Origin of the sequence: Streptosporangium sp. 'caverna' (assembly GCF_003203775.1) — a bacterium.
GTDB lineage: Bacteria > Actinomycetota > Actinomycetes > Streptosporangiales > Streptosporangiaceae > Streptosporangium > Streptosporangium subroseum.
Map to the genome: position 1 here is coordinate 8755638 of NZ_CP029711.1, position 19927 is coordinate 8775564.

Here is a 19927-nt window from a genome sequence, read left to right on the forward strand (position 1 = left end):
CACGGTCACCGTTGACGGTCGCAGGCCCTGGTCAGAGCCCGGTCGGTGGGCCACGGCAGAATGTCGCCCATGGAAGCCCGCATCGCGATAGCCCCGTCCGCGGAAGCACGAAGGGCTTACGGCCGCGCCAACTCCCCCGACTTCGACCATCTGGCCTCCGAGATCGAAGAGGCCGTGTCCGGGGGCGGCGGTGCCAACGTCCCCCTGGCCGAGGCCAACGGCCTCGTCTGGCTCATCCCCGGCGAGCCGGAACAGCTCCGGCTGACCCTGGACGGCCATCCCGGGATCGAGTGGGTGCAGTTCCCCTGGGCGGGAGTGGAGAAGTTCGCGACGTCCGGCCTCTTCCACCGACCGGTGGTCTTCACCTGCGCAAAGGGGTCGTTCGCCGGGCAGGTCAGCGAGCACGCGCTCATGCTGATACTGGCGAGTCTCCGCAGTGTCGTACGGCAGGCACGGGCGCCCCACTGGAGCCCGGTGGACCCCCGGTCACTGCACGGCCGACGAGTGACGATCCTCGGGGGCGGCGGCATCGCCTCGGAGCTCATCCACCTCCTGCGGCCCTTCGGCTGCCGGATCCGGGTGATCCGTCGCCGGCCGGAGAAGATCGAGGGTACCCAGGAGACACTGCCGCCCACGGCTCTGCACGCCACGCTTCCCGAGACCGACATCCTGGTGCTGGCCCTCGCCCTGACTCCGGAGACGAGGCACGTCATCGGTGCCGCCGAGCTGGCGCTGCTGCCGCCGCAGGCCGTCGTCGTCAACGTCGCACGGGGCGCGCACATCCAGACCGACGCACTCGTCGAAGCCCTCCGCACGGGGGCGATCTCCGCCGCCGGCCTGGACGTGACGGATCCCGAGCCGCTCCCCGACGGGCATCCGCTCTGGGCCGACCCTCGCGTCCTCATCACCTCGCACTGCGCCGACTCCGCCGACTACGTCCTGCGGATGCTCTGCGAGCGGGTCGAACGGAACGTGCGCAACCTGCGGGCGGGCCGGCCGCTGGAAGGGACGATCGACCCCGCCGCGGGGTACTGACCACGCCGGACCATCGATTCGGGTACCCCCCGGCCGGTGACGGAACCACCCGATGCATCTGATTCGGGCCTGAGGTAACGCAATCAACCCGTGCCGGGCAGACGTCCATGACACGCTGTGTGCGCATACGGGAACCCGCCGGGCGTCGCTGACATCCAATCGCGTACGGCCCACGCCCGCTCGCCGGGGCGTGAGCCGTACATCCCCGTGCTGATGTGAGCCGTAGATCCCCATGCTGATGACGTATCCGGATGTGAGCCGTACACCCCCCAGTTGACGACGTATGAGGTGCCTTCGCTATGGCGTCGAATGTGACCCGGTTGTATCAGGCGGTACTGCGCGACCCGTCCGTTCCGATCTCGATCCCGCTGTGCCGTACCTTCTCGGACTGGATCGTGGGGAAGGGGTTTCCGCCCGCGGACGCCGGGGGGCCGAGGGTCGAGACCGAGGTCGACGGGGCCCGGCTCACGATGGAGCGGCACGGCGACTGCGGACGCTACACGCTGGAGGAGCCGCGCGGGGAGGGGCACCTGTGCACCCGCGTGACCTATGCCGAATCGGTGCCGGGCATGACCGGGTGGGTTGTCGTCACCGTGGACCGGCACGGGGAGGGGGAGGCGATGGTGGCGAACGCGCCCGGTTTCCTCCCGGCCTACCTGCGCACCGCGCGGATCACCGACGGCGGTGTCCATGTCGAGGACGGCCCGGTGGCCCTCGACGAGGATGATGTGCAGCGGTTCGTCCACACGATGACCGAGCCCCGCCGGAGGGTTCCGATCGTGGTCGTCTCCGTGGACCCCCAGAACCCCGGGGCGGGTCGCGCCCGTGCCGACTACCTGGCCGGCGCCGCCGCCGGTGCGAGCCTGGTGGTGCAACTGACCGACCAGCGCGCCCAGGACCGGTTCAACAAGGCGATGGGCAGCGAACTGGGCGTGTTCGGCGGCGGTATACGCACCTACGTCACCCCCTTCGACGCCGGCGACGAACGCTATCCCTACCGGCACCCGCCCATGGGCGGCGCCATGATCCGCGACCAGGGCATCGCCGCCCTCAACCGGGTCGTCGACGGAGTGATCGGTGAGACCGCCCGTCGCAAGCTTCCCGACGACGTCCAGCAGACACTCCGTATCGTCTACCGCGTGCTCGCCGGGCGGGCCGAGCCGAGCGAGATCGCCACGGCCGTCGCACCCCGGCCCGCGAAGTCCGCTCTCACCCGCGAGGAGTTGCGGCGGCGGATGGCGGCCATGATCCAGCGCCCGGCGCCGTCCGTCATCGGGGCCGTCATCGAGAAGCCGGTTGCCACGAAGGGATCCGTCGGCGTCGAGGCCGGGGCGGCTGTCACGAACGGCGCCATCACCGCGGAGGCCGGACCGGCTGCCGCGAACGGCGCCGTCGCCGTAGGAACCGAGACGGCTACCGCGAACGGAGTCACCGCCGTAGAGGCCGCCGCGAACGGCGTCATCACCGCGGAGGCCGGACCGGCTGTCGCGAACGGAGCCGTCGCCGTAGAGGCCGCCGCGAACGGAGCCGCCACCGCGGGGACCGGGCCGGACGCCGGCGAGGGTGCCGTCGCCGTGAAATCCGCGCCGGCCGCCGTACCGGCGCCCGACCTGGAAGAACTCGCCCGGACCGTGGCGAACAGGGTGATCAGGGAGCTGCGCGGGGAGTTGGAGACGGCGCTGGGTCTCGCCACGTCATCCGGGACCACCGGCGGCGACTCGGGCAGGTTGCTCCGCGAGATCCGGATGCTCGGCGCGCATCTTTCCGGACTGCGTGACGTCGTCACCGAACGGCGCCGCGACGAGCTTCTTGTGCAGGCCGAGGACGAGAGCGACCGGCTGGCCACCGAGGTCGAGAGTCTCCGCGATGAGCACCGATTACTCCAGGAGGAGTACGCCGAGGCCGTCACGAGCACCAGGAAGCTCTCCGAACGGGTCCGCTGGCTGGAGCGCACGCTCGCCGAGGCGGGCCAGCCGGTGTACGGCGTGACCGGGGAGCAGCCCGTATTCGAACCGGCCAACCTGACCGAGGCCCTGCTCGAAGCCCGCGAGAACCTGCACCACATCGTCGTCGGCGACACCGACGGCGTCGCCGCCCGGCTGGATCTGGACCATCCCGCCCAGTGCCGCACGTGGGCGGCCAAGGCATGGGACGCCCTCCGCGCCCTGGACGACTTCGCGAAGGCACGGTCACGCGGGGAGTTCGCGGGCGGCTTCTACGACTGGTGCGCCCACGGCTCCCCCGGCCGCTTCACCATCCCGACCGGCATGCTGTCCATGCGCGAGTCGAAGACCGTGGCCAGCCGCCACAAGTTCAGTGCCCCTCGCACCTTCGCCGTCCCGCCCGAGGTGAACCCGATCGGGCAGGTCCTGATGGAAGCCCACATCAAGCTCAGGCCCATCGGATATCCCGCACCGCGGATGTACTTCCACGACGACTCCGGCGGCGCCACCGGCAAGATCTGGATCGGCTACCTCGGCGACCATCTCCCCAACACCCGCACGAACTGACCGACCCCGGCATATCGGCCTTCCCCGACCGCTTTCGGATGGCCGGCCCGGCTTATCGGCCTTCCCCCACTGCCTCTGAACGGCCAGCCCGGCCTATCGGTCTTCCCAACCGTTCCCGGATGGCCGGCTCCGACGTCCACGAGACCGTCACGCACTCGGCCCCCGCCTCTTCCGGAGGCCGGACCTACGGCCGGTCCGTAGAGCGCGTCCCACCGACGGCGATCGGCGACGAGGTCGCATGTGTCATCGGTTGTCGAGATTTTCGAGGATCTCCCGGACCTTGCCGACGTCCGGGTGGTGCTGGCCGTATCTCCGCTCGAGGTCCGACAGCAGGCCGCCCAGGGTGCGTTTCGCCTGTGCCCTGTTTCCCGAGCCGAATTCCAGCAGCCCGATCTGGCAACGGAGCTCCAGGACCCGCTCCTCGTCGGCGCCGAATCGCTGCTCGTCGGTCAGGAGCCGGTGGAGCTGGGTCAGGGCGACGCTCGTCTCCCCCACCGCCGCGTGGCAGTTCGCCGCCATCAACCGGCATCGCAACGCGAGATTGTTGCCCGGTCCCTCTATCTTGGCGACGTCGGCCGCCAGCCGGTGGAACTCGGGTGCCGCCCGGCGGTAGTCCCCGCCGAGGAAGAGGACCTCGGCGAGATCGATGCGCAGGTTGACCACGCTGGAGCTCATCGAGCCGAACGCGCCGGCGGCGGGACCGACTATCTCCGCCAGCACGTCCGCCGCCTGGCTGAAGCGGGATTCCGCCTTGAGCGCCTCGGCGTCCTTGCGGGCGTGCTCGATGTCATGAAGCCCGATCTGCGCCGTTCCTCCGGCGTGCCTGATCCGCGCCGGTCGCACCGGGTCGGTCGGCCGCCGGTTACGGCTCTCCGCCGGAGGGGTGATGCGTCCGACGACGGTGGCGTACATGCGCACCGGATGGGGCGTGTCCAGGTTCACGTAACCGGGGAAGGGCGGCAGGTCGTGGCAGAACTCCAGCAACCGTTCGTAGGCGACGTCCGCGCTGGGCACCCGCTTCTCCGGCGTTTTGGCGAGCAGCCACAGGACGAGCCGCTCCAGCCCCTCGGGCACGTCCCGCCTTCTGGTGCGCAGTGGCCGGGGCGGGATGTCGGTGTGGTTGCGCATCGCGGCCAGGGCCGTGGGGGCGGCGAACTGGTTCTCTCCGGCGAGCATCTCGTCCAGGATCACGCCGAGGGAGTAGAGGTCGCTCTGCGGACAGGCGGCCCCGCTCATGGCCTGCTCGGGTGGCATGTACGCCGGTGTGCCGAGCACCTCGCCCGTTCTTGTGAGTCTCGTCGCATTCGGGGAGACGAGCGTGGCGGCGATGCCGAAGTCGAGGACCTTCACCGTCCCGTCGGGGCAGAGCATCAGGTTGGCGGGCTTGAGGTCCCGGTGCACCAGCGAGTTGGCGTGGGCCACGGCCAGGACCGAGCACACCTGAGCGGCGATCGACACGGCCCAGGCGATGGGAACCTCGGTCTCGTCCAGAAGCGAGGAGATGGAACAGCCGTTGACGAGCTGCATGACCAGATAGAGATCGTCGCCGTGCGATCCGCAGTCATAGATCGTGGGCACTCCGGGGTGCTCCAGCCGGGCCGTGATCCGTGACTCACGAACGAAACGTCTGGCCAGTTCCTCATCCGGCCGGCCGTCGGGAAACCTGCTGACTTTGATGAATTTGACGGCGACCTGCCGGTCCAGGCGTTTGTCGTAGCCGAACCAGACCTCCCCCATTCCGCCGGAACGGCGAGACAGAGGATCCAGCTCGTAACGCCCGCCGACGGTGACCCATCTGCCCAAAACGATCAGCCCTCCAGAAAGGCTCTGCCTTCTCAGGAAAATCCAGAGAACTTTCCGATAAAAAAGTACAGGCTTACGCAGCGAACTGCGGGTCGAATTCCGCCATACGGACGCTTTCCAGCGCTACAACCATGATGGCATGATGCGTGGCTTTTCCTCCGCCTGCGGCAACCTCTCCGGCGGGCTTCCGGCGTGGGTACGGCGGCGCGCGGCGGGACGGCGGCGCCGGAGCGGCCGGGCGGTGACGACGTGGCGCTCCGGCTCGGCCCGCCGGTCGATCGGCGACCGCCGGCGCTTCACGGAGCGTCCTCTGCGACCGTACGGTTACCGATGGTAGATCCGCGAGATATCGGCACGTTCCATCGCGAGCCGAACGAGATCCTGGAACGCGTCACACGTCTCGAAGGGGGTGGTCGGCTCGAAGGTCCGCGTGACGTCCGGACGGAAAACACTCCCCTCTCCGACCGGTTCCACCACGATTATTCTCTCCTGCCTGACCGTTTCCACCATGATGCGGCCGCCGCATCGAGCCCCGCCGTTCTTCTCGCACATCCCGAAACGGGTCTTCCCGGTCACATACCGTACCGACTGGAACCTCTCACGGAAGAACACACCATGTCGGCCGACACCTCTCACGGAAGGCCTAGCCACCGACATTCATTGCGGCAGATTCGGCTCCGCCTTTAATAGCGCCGTCATATCGAAAGCGACCGCCGAAGCCCATCCTCGACCTCGTCCATCATGGCGAGAATCAGCGTGTCGGAGGCCCGATCTCTCCCGCGCGAATGAGGCATTGGATACGCCGACGCGGACGGCCGCGTCCTGTCCGAGAGAGAATGCCGACAGGCCGTCACATCACAACGATTGGCCGCGGACGGTTATGACATGATCCGCCCGCGTCCATCGGCAGGGCGCTCCCCGCGCGACAACGCAGACTCGGCCGGGAGACGGCGGCGAGGCGCTCGTCGCATCTTTCCCGCTCCTCCGCCTCCCCGTCTCCCCGGGTGCCTTCGCGCCCTGACGATCGCGGCGGTCGGCGAGCCCGATCAGGCGCTCTTGGCCGAATGGACGAACATCTCCCTCCTCTTAGGAAAACCGGACGAATTCCCCCACCCCCGGCCTGTCATACCGTCGCGGTAAACATCCATCGGAGGGCTGGCACGTGTCCGTTGATCTTCACCACCGCGCCGTCGTCGCAGACACTCATAACGATCTGCTGATGGCGGTTACCGCCAGGCCTCCGGAGCGGTGGGCGTCGTTCTTCCGTGAGCGGTGGCTGCCCCAGTTGCGTGAGGGCGGGGTGAATCTGCAGGTGCTGCCGGTCTTCATCGACGACCAGTATCGGCCCGAGGGGGCGCTCCGGCAGACGCTGCGCATGATCGAGTGTGCGCACACGCTGGCCGAGGGCAACGCCGACGCGGTGCGGCTGTGCACCGACGGAGCGCAGATCGACGCGGCGCTCGGCGAAGGGCTGATCGCCCTGGTGCTGGCGCTGGAGAGCGCGCCGGGCCTGGACGCGTCCGTGGAGTTGCTGCCCACCTTGCACCGGCTGGGGGTGCGGGTCGCCTCGATCGCGCACTGGGGCCGTACCGCGCTGGCCGACGGCAGCGGTGAGGACGCCACCGCCAGCCGGCTCACCGCCGCCGGCGTGCAGGCTCTGCGGGAGATGGAACGCCTCGGCATGATCTTCGATGTCTCGCATCTGGGTGCCTCCGGGGTCGCTCACGTGCTGGAGCTGGCCACCCGGCCGGTGATGGCCACTCACTCCTCGGCCCGGGCCCTGCGTGATCACCACCGCAATCTCACCGACGACCAGATCCGCGCCATCGCCGCCACCGGCGGCGTGATCTGCGTGAACTTCGTGCCGGGCTTCCTGTCGGAGGATCCGGCCGACCACACGGTGGACCGGCTGGTGGACCACATCGAGCACGTCGTGAGCGTCGGCGGGATCGACCACGTGGGCCTCGGCCCCGACTTCGTCCATGAGGTCCTGACAGACGTCACCCCGCCGTGCTGTGAGGATCTCAGCTACGGCGAGATCGATCCCCTGGCCGTCCTGCCGGGACTCGAAGGGCCACGCGGCCTGCCTCTGGTCACCGAGGCCCTGGTCAAACGGGGCCTCCCCGACGACGACATCGTCAAAATCGTTGGTGGGAACGTGCACCGGTTGTTCCGCGCCGAGCTCGGACGACCGCGGTGAACCTGAACGCCATGCTGGAGGACCTGGAGGAGCTCGTCCTCTGCGAGTCCTTCTCCGCCGACCATGAAGCGGTGGCACGCAGTGCTGAAGTGGTCGCCGACCAGGGCACCCGGCTGCTCGGAGCCCGGCCCGAGACGATCGTGATCGACGGGGTCACCCACCTGCGGTGGAGCTTCGGCACCCCTCGGGCGTTGCTGGTCGGCCACCACGACACGGTCTGGCCGATCGGGACACTGACGAGGATTCCCTGGTCGCTCGTGGACGGCATCGCCCGCGGGCCGGGCGTGTTCGACATGAAGGCGGGGCTGGTGCAGACGTTCCACGCGCTGGCCGCGCTGCCGTCGCTGGACGGGGTGTGCGTGCTGGTCACCGGGGACGAGGAGGTCGGCTCACCGTCCTCGCGCACGCTGATCGAGGAGGCGGCGCGCGAGTGCGCGGCCGCGTTCGTGCTGGAGGCCAGTGCCGACGGCGGCGCGCTCAAGGTCGCCCGCAAGGGCATCTCGATCTACGAGCTCCTGGTGCACGGCAGGGCCTCGCACGCGGGGCTCGACCCGGAGAAGGGCGCGAACGCCGGCATCGAACTGGCCCACCAGATCCTCGCCGTCGCCGGGATCGCCGACCGGGTGAACGGCGATCTTCCAGGCAGGACGACGTCGGAGGCCTCACCCGTCGCCGGAGCACGGGAAATCAGAGCACGAGAGACCGGGATCCGAGAGACCGGAGCGCGGGAAGCCGGGACCCGAGAAGCCGGAACGCGGGAGACCGGAGCACGGGAGAGCGGAACGCGGGAGACCGGAACGCAGGAGACCGGAACGCGGGAGAGCGGAGCACAAGGGACCGGGACCTCGCCGGGGTCCCTGGGAACGACCACCGTCACGCCGACGGCGCTGTTCGGCGGGACCACGGTCAATACCGTTCCCGCGCTGGCTCGCGTGTCGGTGGACGTACGGGTGCCCACCCTCGCCGCGCAGGAACGGGTCGACGAGCTGATGCGCGCGCTGGCCCCCCGGCTCGCCGGGACCAGGCTGGAGGTGAGTGGAGGCCCGAACCGCCCTCCCCTGGAGGAGGCCTCTTCGGCCGCCCTGTTCGCCGTCGCCCAGCGGATCGCCGCCGACCTCGGGCTCGCTCCCCTCACCGGTGTCGGAGTGGGCGGAGCCTCCGACGGCAACTACACCGCCGGCGTCGGCTGCCCGACGCTCGACGGACTCGGCGCGGTGGGCGGCGGCGCCCACGCCGACAGCGAGCACGTGGTCGTGAGCGAGATGCCCGGCCGCACGGCACTGCTGACCGGTCTGGTTCAGGCGGTGCTCAGGTGACCGGCGCGGTGCTGCGCGAGCTCCACTTCATCGAGGAGTTCGAGGACGTCATGAAGCTGTTCGACGGCATCTGGCGTCCCGACCCGGGGAGCGCGCCCGTCACGGTGGAGATGATGCGGGCGCTGTCGCACGCGGGCAACTACGTGGCCGGAGCCTACGAGGGCGACCACCTGGTGGGCGCCTCGGTGGCCTTCCTGGGCGCACCCCCCGGACAGGTACTGCACTCCCACGTCACCGGCACCGCGATCGGCCGCGGCATCGGATTCGCCCTCAAACTGCACCAGCGCACCTGGGCCCTGGCCCGGGGCCTGGACCGGATCACCTGGACCTACGACCCCTTGGTCCGCCGCAACGCCCACTTCAATCTGGCCAAACTCGGCGCCCGCCCCGAGGAGTACCTGCCCTCCTTCTACGGCGCCATGGACGACGCGATCAACGCCGGGGACGAATCCGACCGGGTGCTCGCCGTCTGGCGGCTCACCCAGCCCCACGTCCTGGCCGCCGCCCGGCGAGAGCCGTCCGCCCCGGCGGTCCCGCCGGACGCGGTGGCCGCGCTGACCGACCGCGACCAGCGCCCGATCTTCGGACGGACCGACGCGCGCACCCTGCTGGTCGCGGTGCCCGAGGACATCGAGGCACTGCGCCGTACCGACCCCGGTGCGGCCAAGGCCTGGCGACACGCCGTACGCGACGTACTGGGCGGCCTGCTGCGCGAGGGCGCGTCGATCACCGGTTTCCACCGCAAGTCCTGTTACGTCGTGGAACGGGCCGGCTGACAGTGGCCCGGCGCCGAAGGCGTGACCCCGGCCACAGGATTACCGTGGAACGGACCACCCGTCCCGAAACCAGTGCCGAAGACACGACACGGACCACACAACCGCCACGGAACGGATCGTCCGGCCCGAAACCGATGCCGAAGACACGACACGGACGACACAACGGCCATAGAGCGGGCCGCCTGCTCAAAACTGATACCGAGGACACGACACGCGCCACCTGACCGCCGCAAGCGGGTCACCTGATCGGAAACCAGCGCCGAGGACGCGCTGCCGGCCACACAATTGCCGTTGAGCAGGCCACCTGCCGACGGGGTCCTCACGGAGACGCGGCGGGAGCCGCGCGACATCCCGCGACACGCCGCCTGATCGGCGGCGAGCGCGGCCAGGAGAGGGAGAGAATGTGAAGATCACTGGAATCGAGCTGCGGCGGATCGCGATGCCGCTCGTCGCTCCGTTTCGCACCTCGTTCGGCGTCGAGACCGAACGCGACGTGCTCCTACTGCGGGTCGTCACCCCCGACGGTGAGGGCTGGGCCGAATGCGTGGCCATGTCCGACCCTCTCTACTCCCCCGAATACGTCGACGGCGCCGCCGACGTCCTGCGCCGCTTTCTCATCCCCGCCCTGCCCCCGAACCCCGACGCCCACAACGTCGAACGCGCCCTGCACCCCTTCAAAGGCCACCGCATGGCCAAAGCCGCGCTGCAGACCGCCGTCCTGGACGCCCAGCTCCGCGCTGGCGGCCAATCCCTGGCCTCCTTCCTCGGCGCCGCCAATGACCGCGTGCCCAGCGGGGTGTCGGTCGGCATCATGAACTCCATCCCCGAGCTCCTCGACGCCGTCACCGGCTACCTCGAAGAGGGCTACCTGCGCATCAAACTCAAGATCGAACCCGGCAACGACCTCGCCCCCGTCCGCGCCGTCCGCGAGCGCTTCGGCCCCGACCTGCTCCTCCAGGTCGACGCCAACGCCGCCTACACCCTCACCGACGCCCCCCACCTCGCCAAGCTCGACCCCTACAACCTGCTCCTCATCGAGCAGCCCCTCGCCCACGACGACATGATCCAGCACGCCCAGCTCGCCCAGAAGATCACCACCCCCATCTGCCTGGACGAATCCATCGAGTCGGCCGCCCACGCCGCCGCCGCCATCACCCTGGGCGCCTGCTCCATCATCAACATCAAACCCGGCCGCATCGGCGGCTACCTCGAAGCTCGCCGCATCCACGACCTCGCCCAGGCCCACGGCATCGCCGTCTGGTGCGGCGGCATGCTCGAGACCGGCATCGGCCGCGCCGCCAACGTCGCCCTCGCCGCCCTGCCCGGCTTCACCCTGCCCGGCGACACCTCCGGCTCCCACCGCTACTACACCACCGACATCACCCCGCCCTTCGAACTCCACGACGGCCACCTCGCCGTCCCCACCGGCCCCGGCATCGGCGTCGAGCCCCTCCCCGACGTCCTCGACGCCGTCACCACCTCCACCGAATGGATCACCCTTTGAACTCCTCTCCGGCCTGAAGGGCCGGAGCTTCTCCCGTCGCATCGCGGTTAGGCGGCGCGCGGGGGTTGACGCTTCGCAGACCGGGCAGCCCCGAGGTCTCCGCGTCCTGACACCACAGTTCCTGCGGCGTTGCGAATGTTGATCGCGGCGTTGGTGTCGGCGTGGCCGATCCACCCGCACACGGGGTTGGCGCACGAGAACCGGGTGCCGTCACGAGAGGCCGCGTCACGGTGCCCGCACTGGTGGCAGGTCTGCGACGTGCCCGGGGCGGGGACCTTCATCACCAGCCCGCCGCGATCATGGGTTTTGTACTCCAGCAGGGTGACCGTGCGGCCCCACGCCTCGCCGGTGATGGCGCGGTTCAGCCCTGCCTTCTGCGGCACGTTCCGGCCGGGTTGTTCGATCGTGCCCTTGGCGGAGCGGACCATGTTCGTTATCTCCAGATCCTCCACCACGACCACGCTAAAGGCGTCAGCGAGTTCGGTGGTTGTCTGGTGCTGCCAGTTAACGGCTCGGCGCTTGGCTGTCGCGCGGAGTTTGGCCATCTGGTCATAGGTGCGCGTCAGGCGATGAGAGGTCCGCTGTCCGGGGGTACGCCCAGCGCGCTGGCGGGCGGATTTCTTCTCCAGGCGGCGCAGGTGTTCATGCTCACCGCCGGTGAGCCAGGGGCCGTGCTCACGCATGGTCTCGTCCGACAATGCCAAGGCGACGGTGATCCCCCGGTCGATTCCTACGGCTGGACCGATATGAGTGTCCGTGACCGGAGTGGTCATGATCTCGGTCCGGAACACGATCTGCCAGCCGAAGGCGTCCTTGATCAGCCGGGCTCCGGTGATCCGCCCGGCCGGGCCGCCCTTGGTGACGCCGGGCAGGTCCTTGGTCCACCGAAACCGCACCCGCCCGACCTTGGGCAGGTTGACCGCACCCCACCGCCGGTTGACCCGCTTGATCCGCAGGTCGCGGGCCTGGGGCACATCGACGGCCGGCCGGGATCTCAACCGGGCCTTGAACGTCGGGCGTTTGGCGGGGTGATCAGGGGTGAAGAAGTTCACCCACGCCTGCCGGTAGGTCTTCAACACCGCCTGAGCCGCCTGGGCGGGCAGTTGGCCCATCCAGTCGATCTCACGACGGGCCGCCCGGATCGCCTCGTCGCACTCCTTCAATGTCGCGAACCGGCTCTGCCGGAAGGTGAAGTACTCGTGCAGCAGGTTCCACAGCGCGCGGGCAATGTGCGCCTGGTCGTCCAGCACCGCCGCCTGGGCCGCGCTCAACTCCAGGCGGGCCACATGCGCCCGCGTCTGCTTCACCTTCTCCACACTCTGATCGTATCGTTTGGTTTATGTCACCGAGGTGGGAACCGAACCATGATGTGCGCACCGGACGGCACGTCGTTTATAACCTTCACGCCCATTTGGTGTTTGTCACCAAGTACCGGCGTGGGGCCTTCACCGACCCGATGCTGGTCCGATGCGAACAGATCATGCGGGAGGTCTGTGCTGATTTCGAGGTCGAACTTCGCGAGTTCAACGGCGAGGACGATCACGTCCACCTGCTGGTCCATTATCCGCCCAAGGTCGCTTTGTCCAAGCTGGTCAACTCACTGAAGGGGGTCTCGGCTCGGATGCTGCGTAAGGAGTTCAGCGCTCACGTCAGCAAGTACCTGTGGGGTGATCATTTCTGGTCTGGGTCCTACTTCGCCGGATCGGTTGGCGGGGCTCCGCTGACCGTGCTCAAGCAGTACATCGAGCAGCAGAACCAGCCGGTCTGATCGAGGTGGACGCCGGTTCGCCTGGTGGCGAATCGGCTGTTCCTGCCCCGTTACGCGGGACAGTCCGCCTCACCCCCGGCCCGAAGGCCGGAGCACTACGGACGAACCTGGTAGAGAGGCTGTCCTGCCGAGGGGCCGCCGCCGTTCGCGGATACACAACCGATACGCGGTCGAGCGCCGGCGGATGCGCGGCTTCAACCGGGCCAATGTCCGGCCTGTGCAGGATGGCCCGCATGTTCTCCCCTCGAATACCCGGTGCGCTGGCCGCACTGACCGCGACCGTGGTGCTGTCCGCGACGATCGGATACGGCATTCCGGTCGCGGCGGCCGCGACGTCGGCACCCGCCAGGCCCGGTGCGCAGAGCGCGGGCGACCGGCTCTTCGCGTACCTCGGCAACGGCGGCTACGACGTCGACTCCTACGACGTGCGCTACGACTACCGGCCGGGCACCATGAAAATGGATGCCTCGGTGGGGATCACGGCAACCGCGACCCAGGCCCTGTCCAGCTTCAGCCTGGACTCGGCGGTGGAGAAGGTCATCGGGGTCACCGTTGCGGGCCATCCCGCCGGCTTCCGCGTCTCAGGCCAGAAACTGCTGATCACCCCCAGGCGGGCGCTGCCCCGGGGGCGGTCGTTCCGCACGGACATCTCCTTCCGCGTGGACCGCGACGACAACCCGCAGTCGCCCGCCTTCCCCTCCGATGAGAAACCGCACCGCACGGCCTGGGTCAACACGAAGGACGGCTTCTCGCTCATGGGCCAGCCGGACCGAACCCACCTGTTCTTCCCCGGCAACGACCACCCCGGCGACAAGGCGAAGGTCACCTTCCGCATCACCACCCCCAAGGATCTTCAGGCGGCCGCCAACGGCACCCTGCGCTCACGGACGGAGAAGGCGGGGCGCATCACCTACACCTTCACCACCCGCGGCCCCATCCCGACCCATGTCGTGCAGGCGGCGGTCGGCCGCTTCACTCTGATCAAGGGCAGGGGACCCCATGGTCTGCCGCTGCGCAGCTACGTCGCCACCGACCAGGCCGCCAAGGCGCGCCTGCTGGTGGACGACATCCCCGACCAGATGGCCTGGCTGGAGAAGCAGATCGGCCCCTACCCCTACGAGACCTACGGCGTGCTCGGAGTACCCGAGGGCTACCAGGGCGTCGCCCTGGAGACCGCGACCATGTCCACCTACGCCGCCGAAAATCTGACCGGCACGAACAACGAGGGCAAGGTGACCAAGGAGGACACCCAGGACGACCGGATCACCATGGTCCACGAGCTGGCCCACCAGTACTTCGGTGACGCCGTCTCGGTGCGCGACTGGGACCAGATGTGGATCAGCGAAGGTCACGCCGAGTTCTACCAGGTTCTTTACGGCTCGGAGAAGGGTTATCGCGACCTGAACGACCCCGGCCGGGGACTGCGCGCCCGCTACGACTTCGACGGTGACAAGCGGATCGAGTCGGGCCCTCCGGGGAGGATGACGCACGCGCGGGACGTGCTGGTCGGCACCAACACCGGGGGGCTGTTGATGCTGTTCGGGCTGCGGGAGATGGTCGGCAAGACCACCTTCCAGCGGATCGAGAAGACCTTCTTCAACGAGTTCCGCGGCCGCTCGGCCACCACCCGGGACTACATCAAGGTCGCCAACCGGGTGAGCGGCAAGAACCTGACCGGCTACATCAACGGCTGGATGTACGACGCCAGAACCCCGCCCATGCCCGGCCATCCGGACTGGAAGCCCAAGGGCTGAGGCGCACGGACGGGTAGGACGTGATGGCAGAGCACGGATCCCGTTTCCTGCGCTACGGATCTCAGGGGCAGCGCAGGCGCGGGATCGCCTCCAGCAGGGAGCGGGTGTAGTCGTCCCTGGGCGAGCCCACCACCTCCTCCGTCGGCCCGATCTCGACCAGCCTGCCCTGGTGCATCACCGCGACGACGTCGGAGACGTACCGGACCACCGCGAGGTTGTGCGAGATGAACAGCATCGACAGCCCGAGCTCCTCGCGCAGCGAGCGGACCAGGTTGAGCACCGCGCCCTGGACGGAGACGTCCAGGGCCGAGGTGATCTCGTCGGCGACCAGTAGCTCGGGCCGGGCGCCCAGTGCCCTGGCGATCGCCACCCGCTGGCGCTGGCCGCCGGACAGCTCGCGCGGGTAGCGCCCCGCCAGCGAGGCGGGCAGCGACACCAGTGACAGCAGCCGCTCCACCTCCGCCTGACGGGCGGCCCGGGACAGGCGGAGCCCCTCCGCCACCGACGTGCCCACGGTCATTCGCGGGTCGAGGGAGGCGTAGGGGTCCTGGAAGACCATCTGGATCTTCCGGGGATCGCCGCCGACGATCTCGCCGGTGTACGGCACCAGCCCGGTCACCGCCCTGGCCAGCGTGGACTTGCCCGATCCCGACTCTCCCACCAGGCCGACGATCGCGCCGGCCGGGATCTCCAGCGTGACGTCGTCGACGGCGGTGAACGTGCCGAACCGTACGGTCAGGTTCTTGATGATCACGAGGCCTCCCAGCAGGCGACGCGGTGCGCCCTGCCGTACGGGATCAGGGGCGGACGTTCGGCGCAGCGGTCGGTCGCCAGTTCGCAGCGGTCGGCGAAGGCGCAGCCCCCGCCGACCTCGGCGGGCGAGGGCTGGCGGCCGGGGATGCTCGCCAGCGGCAGGGACCTGTCTGTGTCCATGTCGGGCAGCGAGGCGATCAGGGCGCGGGTGTAGGGGTGCGCGGCGCCGGAGGCCAGCTCCCCGACGGGCAGTTCCTCGACCACCCGGCCCGCGTACATCACCACGACCCGATGGCACAGCTCTCCGACCACGGCGATGTCATGGGAGATGAACAGGGTCGCCGCACCGGTCTCGTCGGTCACCTCGCGCAGCAGCCGCAGGATCTGCCGTTGCACGGTCACGTCGAGGGCGGTGGTCGGCTCGTCGGCGATGATCAGTCGCGGCGTGCCCATCAGGCCCATCGCGATCACCGCACGCTGCCGCATGCCGCCGGACAGCTCGTGCGGGTGCTGCCGGGCCCGCCGGTCGGGCTCCGGGATGTGCACGCGCCCGAGCCGGTCCACCGCTCTGGTCCTGGCCTCGGTACGGCTCGCGCCCTGATGAACGGTCGCCACCTCCGCGAGCTGCCCGCCGACCTTGAGCGCCGGGTTCAGGGAGGACATCGGGTCCTGGAAGACCATCGCCAGCGACGTGCCGAGCAACCTGCGGCGTTCCTGTTCCGGCAGCTCGCCGAGGTCCGTGCCGCACAGCCGCAGCCGTTCCGCGCTCACCCGGCCCGGGTGGGGAACCAGCCCGCCGATCGCCAGCGCGGTCAGGCTCTTGCCGCTGCCCGACTCCCCCACCAGTCCGACGATCTCGCCGGGCGCGATGCTCAGCGACAGGCCGCGCACCGGCGTCACGCCGCCGGGGAAGGTGACGGTCAGGTCCCGTACCTCCAGGACCGCGTCCGGCTCGGGCTCGTCGAATCCGGGCTCGTCAGGCCCGGGAACGGCTCGCGGGACGTCCTTGCCCGCCGTCACGGCGGGACGCGACGCCGCGTGTGCCAGGGCGTCTCCCAGCAGGTTGAACCCGATGCCCGCGAGCGCGACCGCGACCGCGGGGCCGAGGGCGACGGCCGGGGTGACGTAGATGCGGCCGAGGCCGTCGAAGAGCAGCCGTCCCCAGTCGAACGACGGCGGCTGCACGCCCAGCCCGAGGAAGGACATCCCGGCCAGCCCGAGCAGCGCGCCGCCCAGCGCCTGGGTGAGGTTGAGGATCAGCGGCTCGGCGATGTTGGGCAGGACGTGGCTCGTCATGATGCGCCGCCGGGAGACGCCCAGCATGCGGGCGGCCGACACGTAGTCGGCCCCGGCGACGGAGGCGGCGAGCGTCTGGGTGAGCCGGGCGAAGCCGGGCGCGATGGCCACGCCGATGCCCAGCACGGCCCCTCGCGCGCCGAGCCCCGTGACCACCGCGGTGAACATGGCCAGCAGCAGGCCGGGGAAGGCGACCAGCGCGTTGACCGTACCGGTGACCAGGCGGGCGGCGCGGCGGGGCAGCACCGAGGGCAGCGCGCCCAGGACGACCCCGGCCGCCGCTCCGATGAGCGTGGCCAGCAGGGCGAGGGTGAGCGAGAGCCTCCCGGCGACCAGCACCCGTTCGAGGATGTCGCGACCCAGGTTGTCGGTGCCGAGCGGGTGCGCGGCCGAGGCTCCCTGGAGGATCACCGTGGCGTCGATGCGTTCGGCCCCGGCGCCCCAGATCGGGGGGCCGATGATCGCCAGGATGACCATGAGCGTGACCAGAACGGTTCCGGCGATCCCGGCGGGGGTCCGCGGCAGGCGCCGCATCAGGCCTCCCTCAGGACGGCGGGATCGAGCACACCGAACGGCAGGCGCCGCATCAGGCCTCCTTCAGGACGGCGGGGTCGAGCACGCCGGGCAGCGGGCGCCGCATCAGGTCTCCTTCAGGGCGGAGGTGGGGTCGAGCACGCCGAGCAGCAGATCGACGAGAAGGTTCACCACCAGCACGATCGTTCCGTAGACGAGGATCACGCCCTGGGCCACCGGGTAGTCCTTCTGGGTGATCGACTCCACGATCCGCTGTCCGAGGCCCGGCCACGCGAAGACGTACTCGACGAGCACGCTTCCGGCGATCAGGCCGGTGAGCAGCAGCCCGCCCACGGTCAGGGTCGCGGTGAGCATGTTGGGCAGGACGTGCCGCACGTACAGCCGGGCGGCGGGAAGTCGCTTGGCCCGCGCCAGCCGTACGTAGTCGGTGCTCAGCTCGCGCAGCGTCTCCACGCGGGCGATGCGGGCGATCATCGCCGTCGGCGCGATGGCCAGGGCGAGGATCGGCAGCACGTAGGACACGGGGCCGCTCTTGCCCGCGGGCGGGAACCAGCCGAGCCCGATCGCGAACACGGCCACCAGGGCGATCGAGTAGAGGAACTCGGGCACGGCGACGGCCGTGCCGGTCGCCGAGGTGAAGGCCGCCTCGGTGCCCCGGCCGCGGCCGTTCTCGGTGCGGACTCCCGCCCACATGCCGAGCGGCACCGCGACGAGCAGGGCCACGACGGTCGCGAGCAGGGCGAGCATGAGGGTGTTGGGGAGCCGGGCGGCGATGACGTCGCCGACCCGCTCCCCGCTGAGGAACGACGTGCCGAAATCTCCGCTCAGCACGTGGCGGACGTAGGACAGCAGCTGGTCCAGGATCGGCTGGTCCAGCCCGAGTGCCTCGCGCCTGGCGGCGACCAGCTCGACCGGCGCGGCCGGACCGAGCGAGGCGCGCACGGGATCACCCGGGATCAGGTGGATCATCGCGAACGACGCGACGAGCAGCGCGGCCAGCGAGATCACGAACCGGACGAGGTGCCGCAGGACGAACGCGCCGCGGGTGCGGCCGCCGGGCGGGCGCGAGGACTCGGCCACTCAGCCCGCCTCGGTCATCCGGATCGAGGTCGGAATGACCTGGTCCGCCGTCATCTGGAACGTCGCGCCCTTGGAGGCGACCAGCACGGTGTTCTCCACGGCCGGCACCAGGTCGGCGTTCTCGAACAGCGCGGACTCCGCCTCCAGCCAGAGCGCGCAGCCCTCCGCGCCCGGCTTCACCGCGGCCTCGGTGACCAGCTTGTCGTAGCGGTCGTTGGCCAGGTGGGCGAAGTTGGCTCCCTTCGGCGCCGCCGGACCGGACAGGAACCCGACGAGCTGCGTGGGGAGCGTGACGCCGATCGGCAGCCAGACGACGTCCCAGTCCTGGGTGACGGTGATCGACTCCGACAGTTTGGTGTCGATGACGCCGTTCAGCGCGACCTCGACGCCGACCTTCTTCCACGCCCCGGCGAGGTATTCGGCCGCGGCCTGCACGCCCGCTCCCCTGGTGGTGGGATAGAGCAGGCGCAGGGTCAGCTTCTTGCCGTCCTTGGCCCGGACGCCGTCCGCGCCCGCCTTCCAGCCGGCGGCGTCCAGCGCCGCTCCCGCGGCGGCCTCGTCGAAGGCCGGGACGTGACCGGTGACGGTGTCGCCCGGACACGGCCTCGGGTCGAGCACCAGCCCGGTGGCCGGCCTGCCGGTGCCGCTGGAGGCGATCCCGGCGAGCTCCGTGAGATTGATCGCCTGGGTGAGCGCCTTGCGCACCGCCGGATCCTTTGCGGGACGGTCGTCACCCTGGTGGTAGAAGAACTGCCCGTTGCCGGCGGCCCGGACCAGCTTGCCCATCCCCGGGGTGGCCTCCAGCCGGGCGCGGTCGGCGCCGGCGATGATCGCTCCGTTGAGCCCGCCGGAGATCAGCAGGTTGGCGGCGGTCTGCTCGTTCGGCACGACCTTCAGCACGACCTTGGCGGGCAGCCCGGGCGTCTGCGTGGTGGCGCCGCCCGGCCCCCAGGCGTAGTCCTTGCGCACCTGGAAGGTGTAGTGGTCGCTGGGCACCGCCTCGGTGAGCGTGTAGGGCCCGGAGCCCGAGGTGGCGCGGGCCACCGCCGAGCGGTCCTTCACTCCCTTGCCGCAGACGACGAACATCTCCGCGGTGCTCTCCAGGATGAAGCCGAACGGCTGCGGGGTGGAGAGCGTCACCGTTCCCGCCGCGTCGTCCGCCTCGGCCTTCATCCCCGCGGGGACCAGGACGCCGTTGATCGGCGACTTGGTGTTCGGGTCGGTGATGTGGTCGACGTTGGCGGCCACATCGCTGGGGGTCAGTGGGGAGCCGTCCGAGCAGGTGACGCCCTTGCGCAGGGTGAAGGTCACCGAGTCGGGCTTGACGTCCCATTTCTCGGCCAGTCCGGAGGTGATCTTGCCGTCGGCCGCGTTGTGGACCAGCGTGTCGTAGGCGAACGACAGCACCACGTTGGTGACCGAAAGCACGCCCATGGCCGGATCGAGCACACCGGGGTCGGCGCTGATCGCATAGGTGAAGGTGCCCGCGCCGGCGGGCGTGCCCGACGGGGCCCCCGCCGTGCCGCCGCCGCACGCGGTCGCGAACAGGCTCAGGGCGCCCAGTACGGCTACCGTTCCTGTGTTTCTCATCGGGGCTC

The 19927-nt window shown here is 69.8% G+C and carries 15 protein-coding genes; 8 read left to right on the top strand and 7 right to left on the bottom strand.

Annotation, left to right across the window (positions count from 1 at the left end; translation table 11 throughout):
* Window positions 1–69: 69 nt before the first annotated feature.
* Both DKM19_RS37625 and DKM19_RS37630 read left to right on the top strand, forming a co-directional pair.
* Window positions 70–1035: a D-isomer specific 2-hydroxyacid dehydrogenase family protein gene (locus DKM19_RS37625; protein WP_162642066.1), complete on the top strand. Its 966-nt coding sequence runs from the start codon at window positions 70–72 to the stop codon at window positions 1033–1035.
* A gap of 299 nt (window positions 1036–1334) precedes the next feature.
* Window positions 1335–3545 carry a hypothetical protein gene (locus DKM19_RS37630; RefSeq protein ID WP_110702526.1) on the top strand — a complete coding sequence of 737 codons (2211 nt, stop codon included), beginning with the start codon at window positions 1335–1337 and terminating at the stop codon, window positions 3543–3545.
* A gap of 243 nt (window positions 3546–3788) precedes the next feature.
* On the opposite strand, the gene DKM19_RS37635 is transcribed toward DKM19_RS37630, so the two are convergent.
* The gene (locus DKM19_RS37635; RefSeq protein WP_239513801.1) at window positions 3789–5348 is read right to left on the bottom strand and encodes a serine/threonine-protein kinase; all 1560 of its coding nucleotides are present in this window, start codon (window positions 5346–5348) and stop codon (window positions 3789–3791) included.
* 324 nt (window positions 5349–5672) lie between these two features.
* Window positions 5673–5999 carry a hypothetical protein gene (locus tag DKM19_RS37640; RefSeq protein ID WP_162642067.1) on the bottom strand — a complete coding sequence of 109 codons (327 nt, stop codon included), beginning with the start codon at window positions 5997–5999 and terminating at the stop codon, window positions 5673–5675.
* Between the two features lie 511 nt (window positions 6000–6510).
* Between DKM19_RS37640 and DKM19_RS37645 the strand changes: the two genes are divergently transcribed.
* From DKM19_RS37645 to menC, 4 genes are all read left to right on the top strand, one after another.
* Entirely contained in the window at window positions 6511–7548 is a 1038-nt protein-coding gene (locus DKM19_RS37645; protein WP_110702530.1) for a dipeptidase, read from the top strand.
* Complete coding sequence (locus tag DKM19_RS37650) at window positions 7545–8864, top strand: M20/M25/M40 family metallo-hydrolase (RefSeq protein ID WP_204358411.1); 1320 nt, start codon at window positions 7545–7547, stop codon at window positions 8862–8864. The genes DKM19_RS37645 and DKM19_RS37650 overlap by 4 nt, the downstream gene beginning before the upstream one ends.
* Entirely contained in the window at window positions 8861–9640 is a 780-nt protein-coding gene (locus tag DKM19_RS37655) for a GNAT family N-acetyltransferase (protein ID WP_110702532.1), read from the top strand. Before DKM19_RS37650 ends, DKM19_RS37655 begins: the two co-directional genes overlap by 4 nt.
* Window positions 9641–10043: 403 nt before the next feature.
* On the top strand, window positions 10044–11144 hold the full coding sequence (gene menC, locus DKM19_RS37660) for an o-succinylbenzoate synthase (RefSeq protein ID WP_204358412.1): 1101 nt from the start codon (window positions 10044–10046) through the stop codon (window positions 11142–11144).
* Between the two features lie 47 nt (window positions 11145–11191).
* Here the strand turns inward: menC and DKM19_RS37665 are convergent, their stop codons facing one another.
* Entirely contained in the window at window positions 11192–12460 is a 1269-nt protein-coding gene (locus tag DKM19_RS37665) for a transposase (RefSeq protein WP_239513803.1), read from the bottom strand.
* A 23-nt stretch (window positions 12461–12483) separates the two neighbouring features.
* Here DKM19_RS37665 and tnpA point away from each other — a divergent pair, with 23 nt between their 5' ends.
* Both tnpA and DKM19_RS37675 read left to right on the top strand, forming a co-directional pair.
* Window positions 12484–12912 carry an IS200/IS605 family transposase gene (gene tnpA / locus DKM19_RS37670; RefSeq protein ID WP_110702534.1) on the top strand — a complete coding sequence of 143 codons (429 nt, stop codon included), beginning with the start codon at window positions 12484–12486 and terminating at the stop codon, window positions 12910–12912.
* A gap of 233 nt (window positions 12913–13145) precedes the next feature.
* Window positions 13146–14666 (top strand): M1 family metallopeptidase, encoded by a 1521-nt coding sequence (locus tag DKM19_RS37675; protein ID WP_204358413.1) that lies wholly within the window; start codon window positions 13146–13148, stop codon window positions 14664–14666.
* Window positions 14667–14727: 61 nt separating this feature from the next.
* Here DKM19_RS37675 and DKM19_RS37680 read toward each other — a convergent pair whose 3' ends face one another.
* The 4 genes from DKM19_RS37680 to DKM19_RS37695 form a co-directional block, all read right to left on the bottom strand.
* Window positions 14728–15420 carry an ABC transporter ATP-binding protein gene (locus DKM19_RS37680; protein WP_110702536.1) on the bottom strand — a complete coding sequence of 231 codons (693 nt, stop codon included), beginning with the start codon at window positions 15418–15420 and terminating at the stop codon, window positions 14728–14730.
* The gene (locus DKM19_RS37685; RefSeq protein WP_110702538.1) at window positions 15417–17249 is read right to left on the bottom strand and encodes a dipeptide/oligopeptide/nickel ABC transporter permease/ATP-binding protein; all 1833 of its coding nucleotides are present in this window, start codon (window positions 17247–17249) and stop codon (window positions 15417–15419) included. Before DKM19_RS37685 ends, DKM19_RS37680 begins: the two co-directional genes overlap by 4 nt.
* A gap of 105 nt (window positions 17250–17354) precedes the next feature.
* Window positions 17355–18329 (bottom strand): ABC transporter permease, encoded by a 975-nt coding sequence (locus tag DKM19_RS37690; protein ID WP_110702540.1) that lies wholly within the window; start codon window positions 18327–18329, stop codon window positions 17355–17357.
* Window positions 18330–19919: an ABC transporter substrate-binding protein gene (locus tag DKM19_RS37695; RefSeq protein ID WP_110702541.1), complete on the bottom strand. Its 1590-nt coding sequence runs from the start codon at window positions 19917–19919 to the stop codon at window positions 18330–18332.
* Between the last annotated feature and the right edge of the window lie 8 nt (window positions 19920–19927).

What these genes read in the sequence shown, in the direction of transcription:
- DKM19_RS37675 (WP_204358413.1), top strand. Translation starts at nt 13,146, where the DNA reads ATGTTCTCCCCTCGAATACCCGGTGCGCTGGCCGCACTGACCGCGACC.
- DKM19_RS37685 (WP_110702538.1), bottom strand. Translation starts at nt 17,249, where the DNA reads ATGCGGCGCCTGCCGCGGACCCCCGCCGGGATCGCCGGAACCGTTCTG.
- DKM19_RS37695 (WP_110702541.1), bottom strand. Translation starts at nt 19,919, where the DNA reads ATGAGAAACACAGGAACGGTAGCCGTACTGGGCGCCCTGAGCCTGTTC.
- tnpA (WP_110702534.1), top strand. Translation starts at nt 12,484, where the DNA reads ATGTCACCGAGGTGGGAACCGAACCATGATGTGCGCACCGGACGGCAC.
- DKM19_RS37625 (WP_162642066.1), top strand. Translation starts at nt 70, where the DNA reads ATGGAAGCCCGCATCGCGATAGCCCCGTCCGCGGAAGCACGAAGGGCT.
- DKM19_RS37630 (WP_110702526.1), top strand. Translation starts at nt 1,335, where the DNA reads ATGGCGTCGAATGTGACCCGGTTGTATCAGGCGGTACTGCGCGACCCG.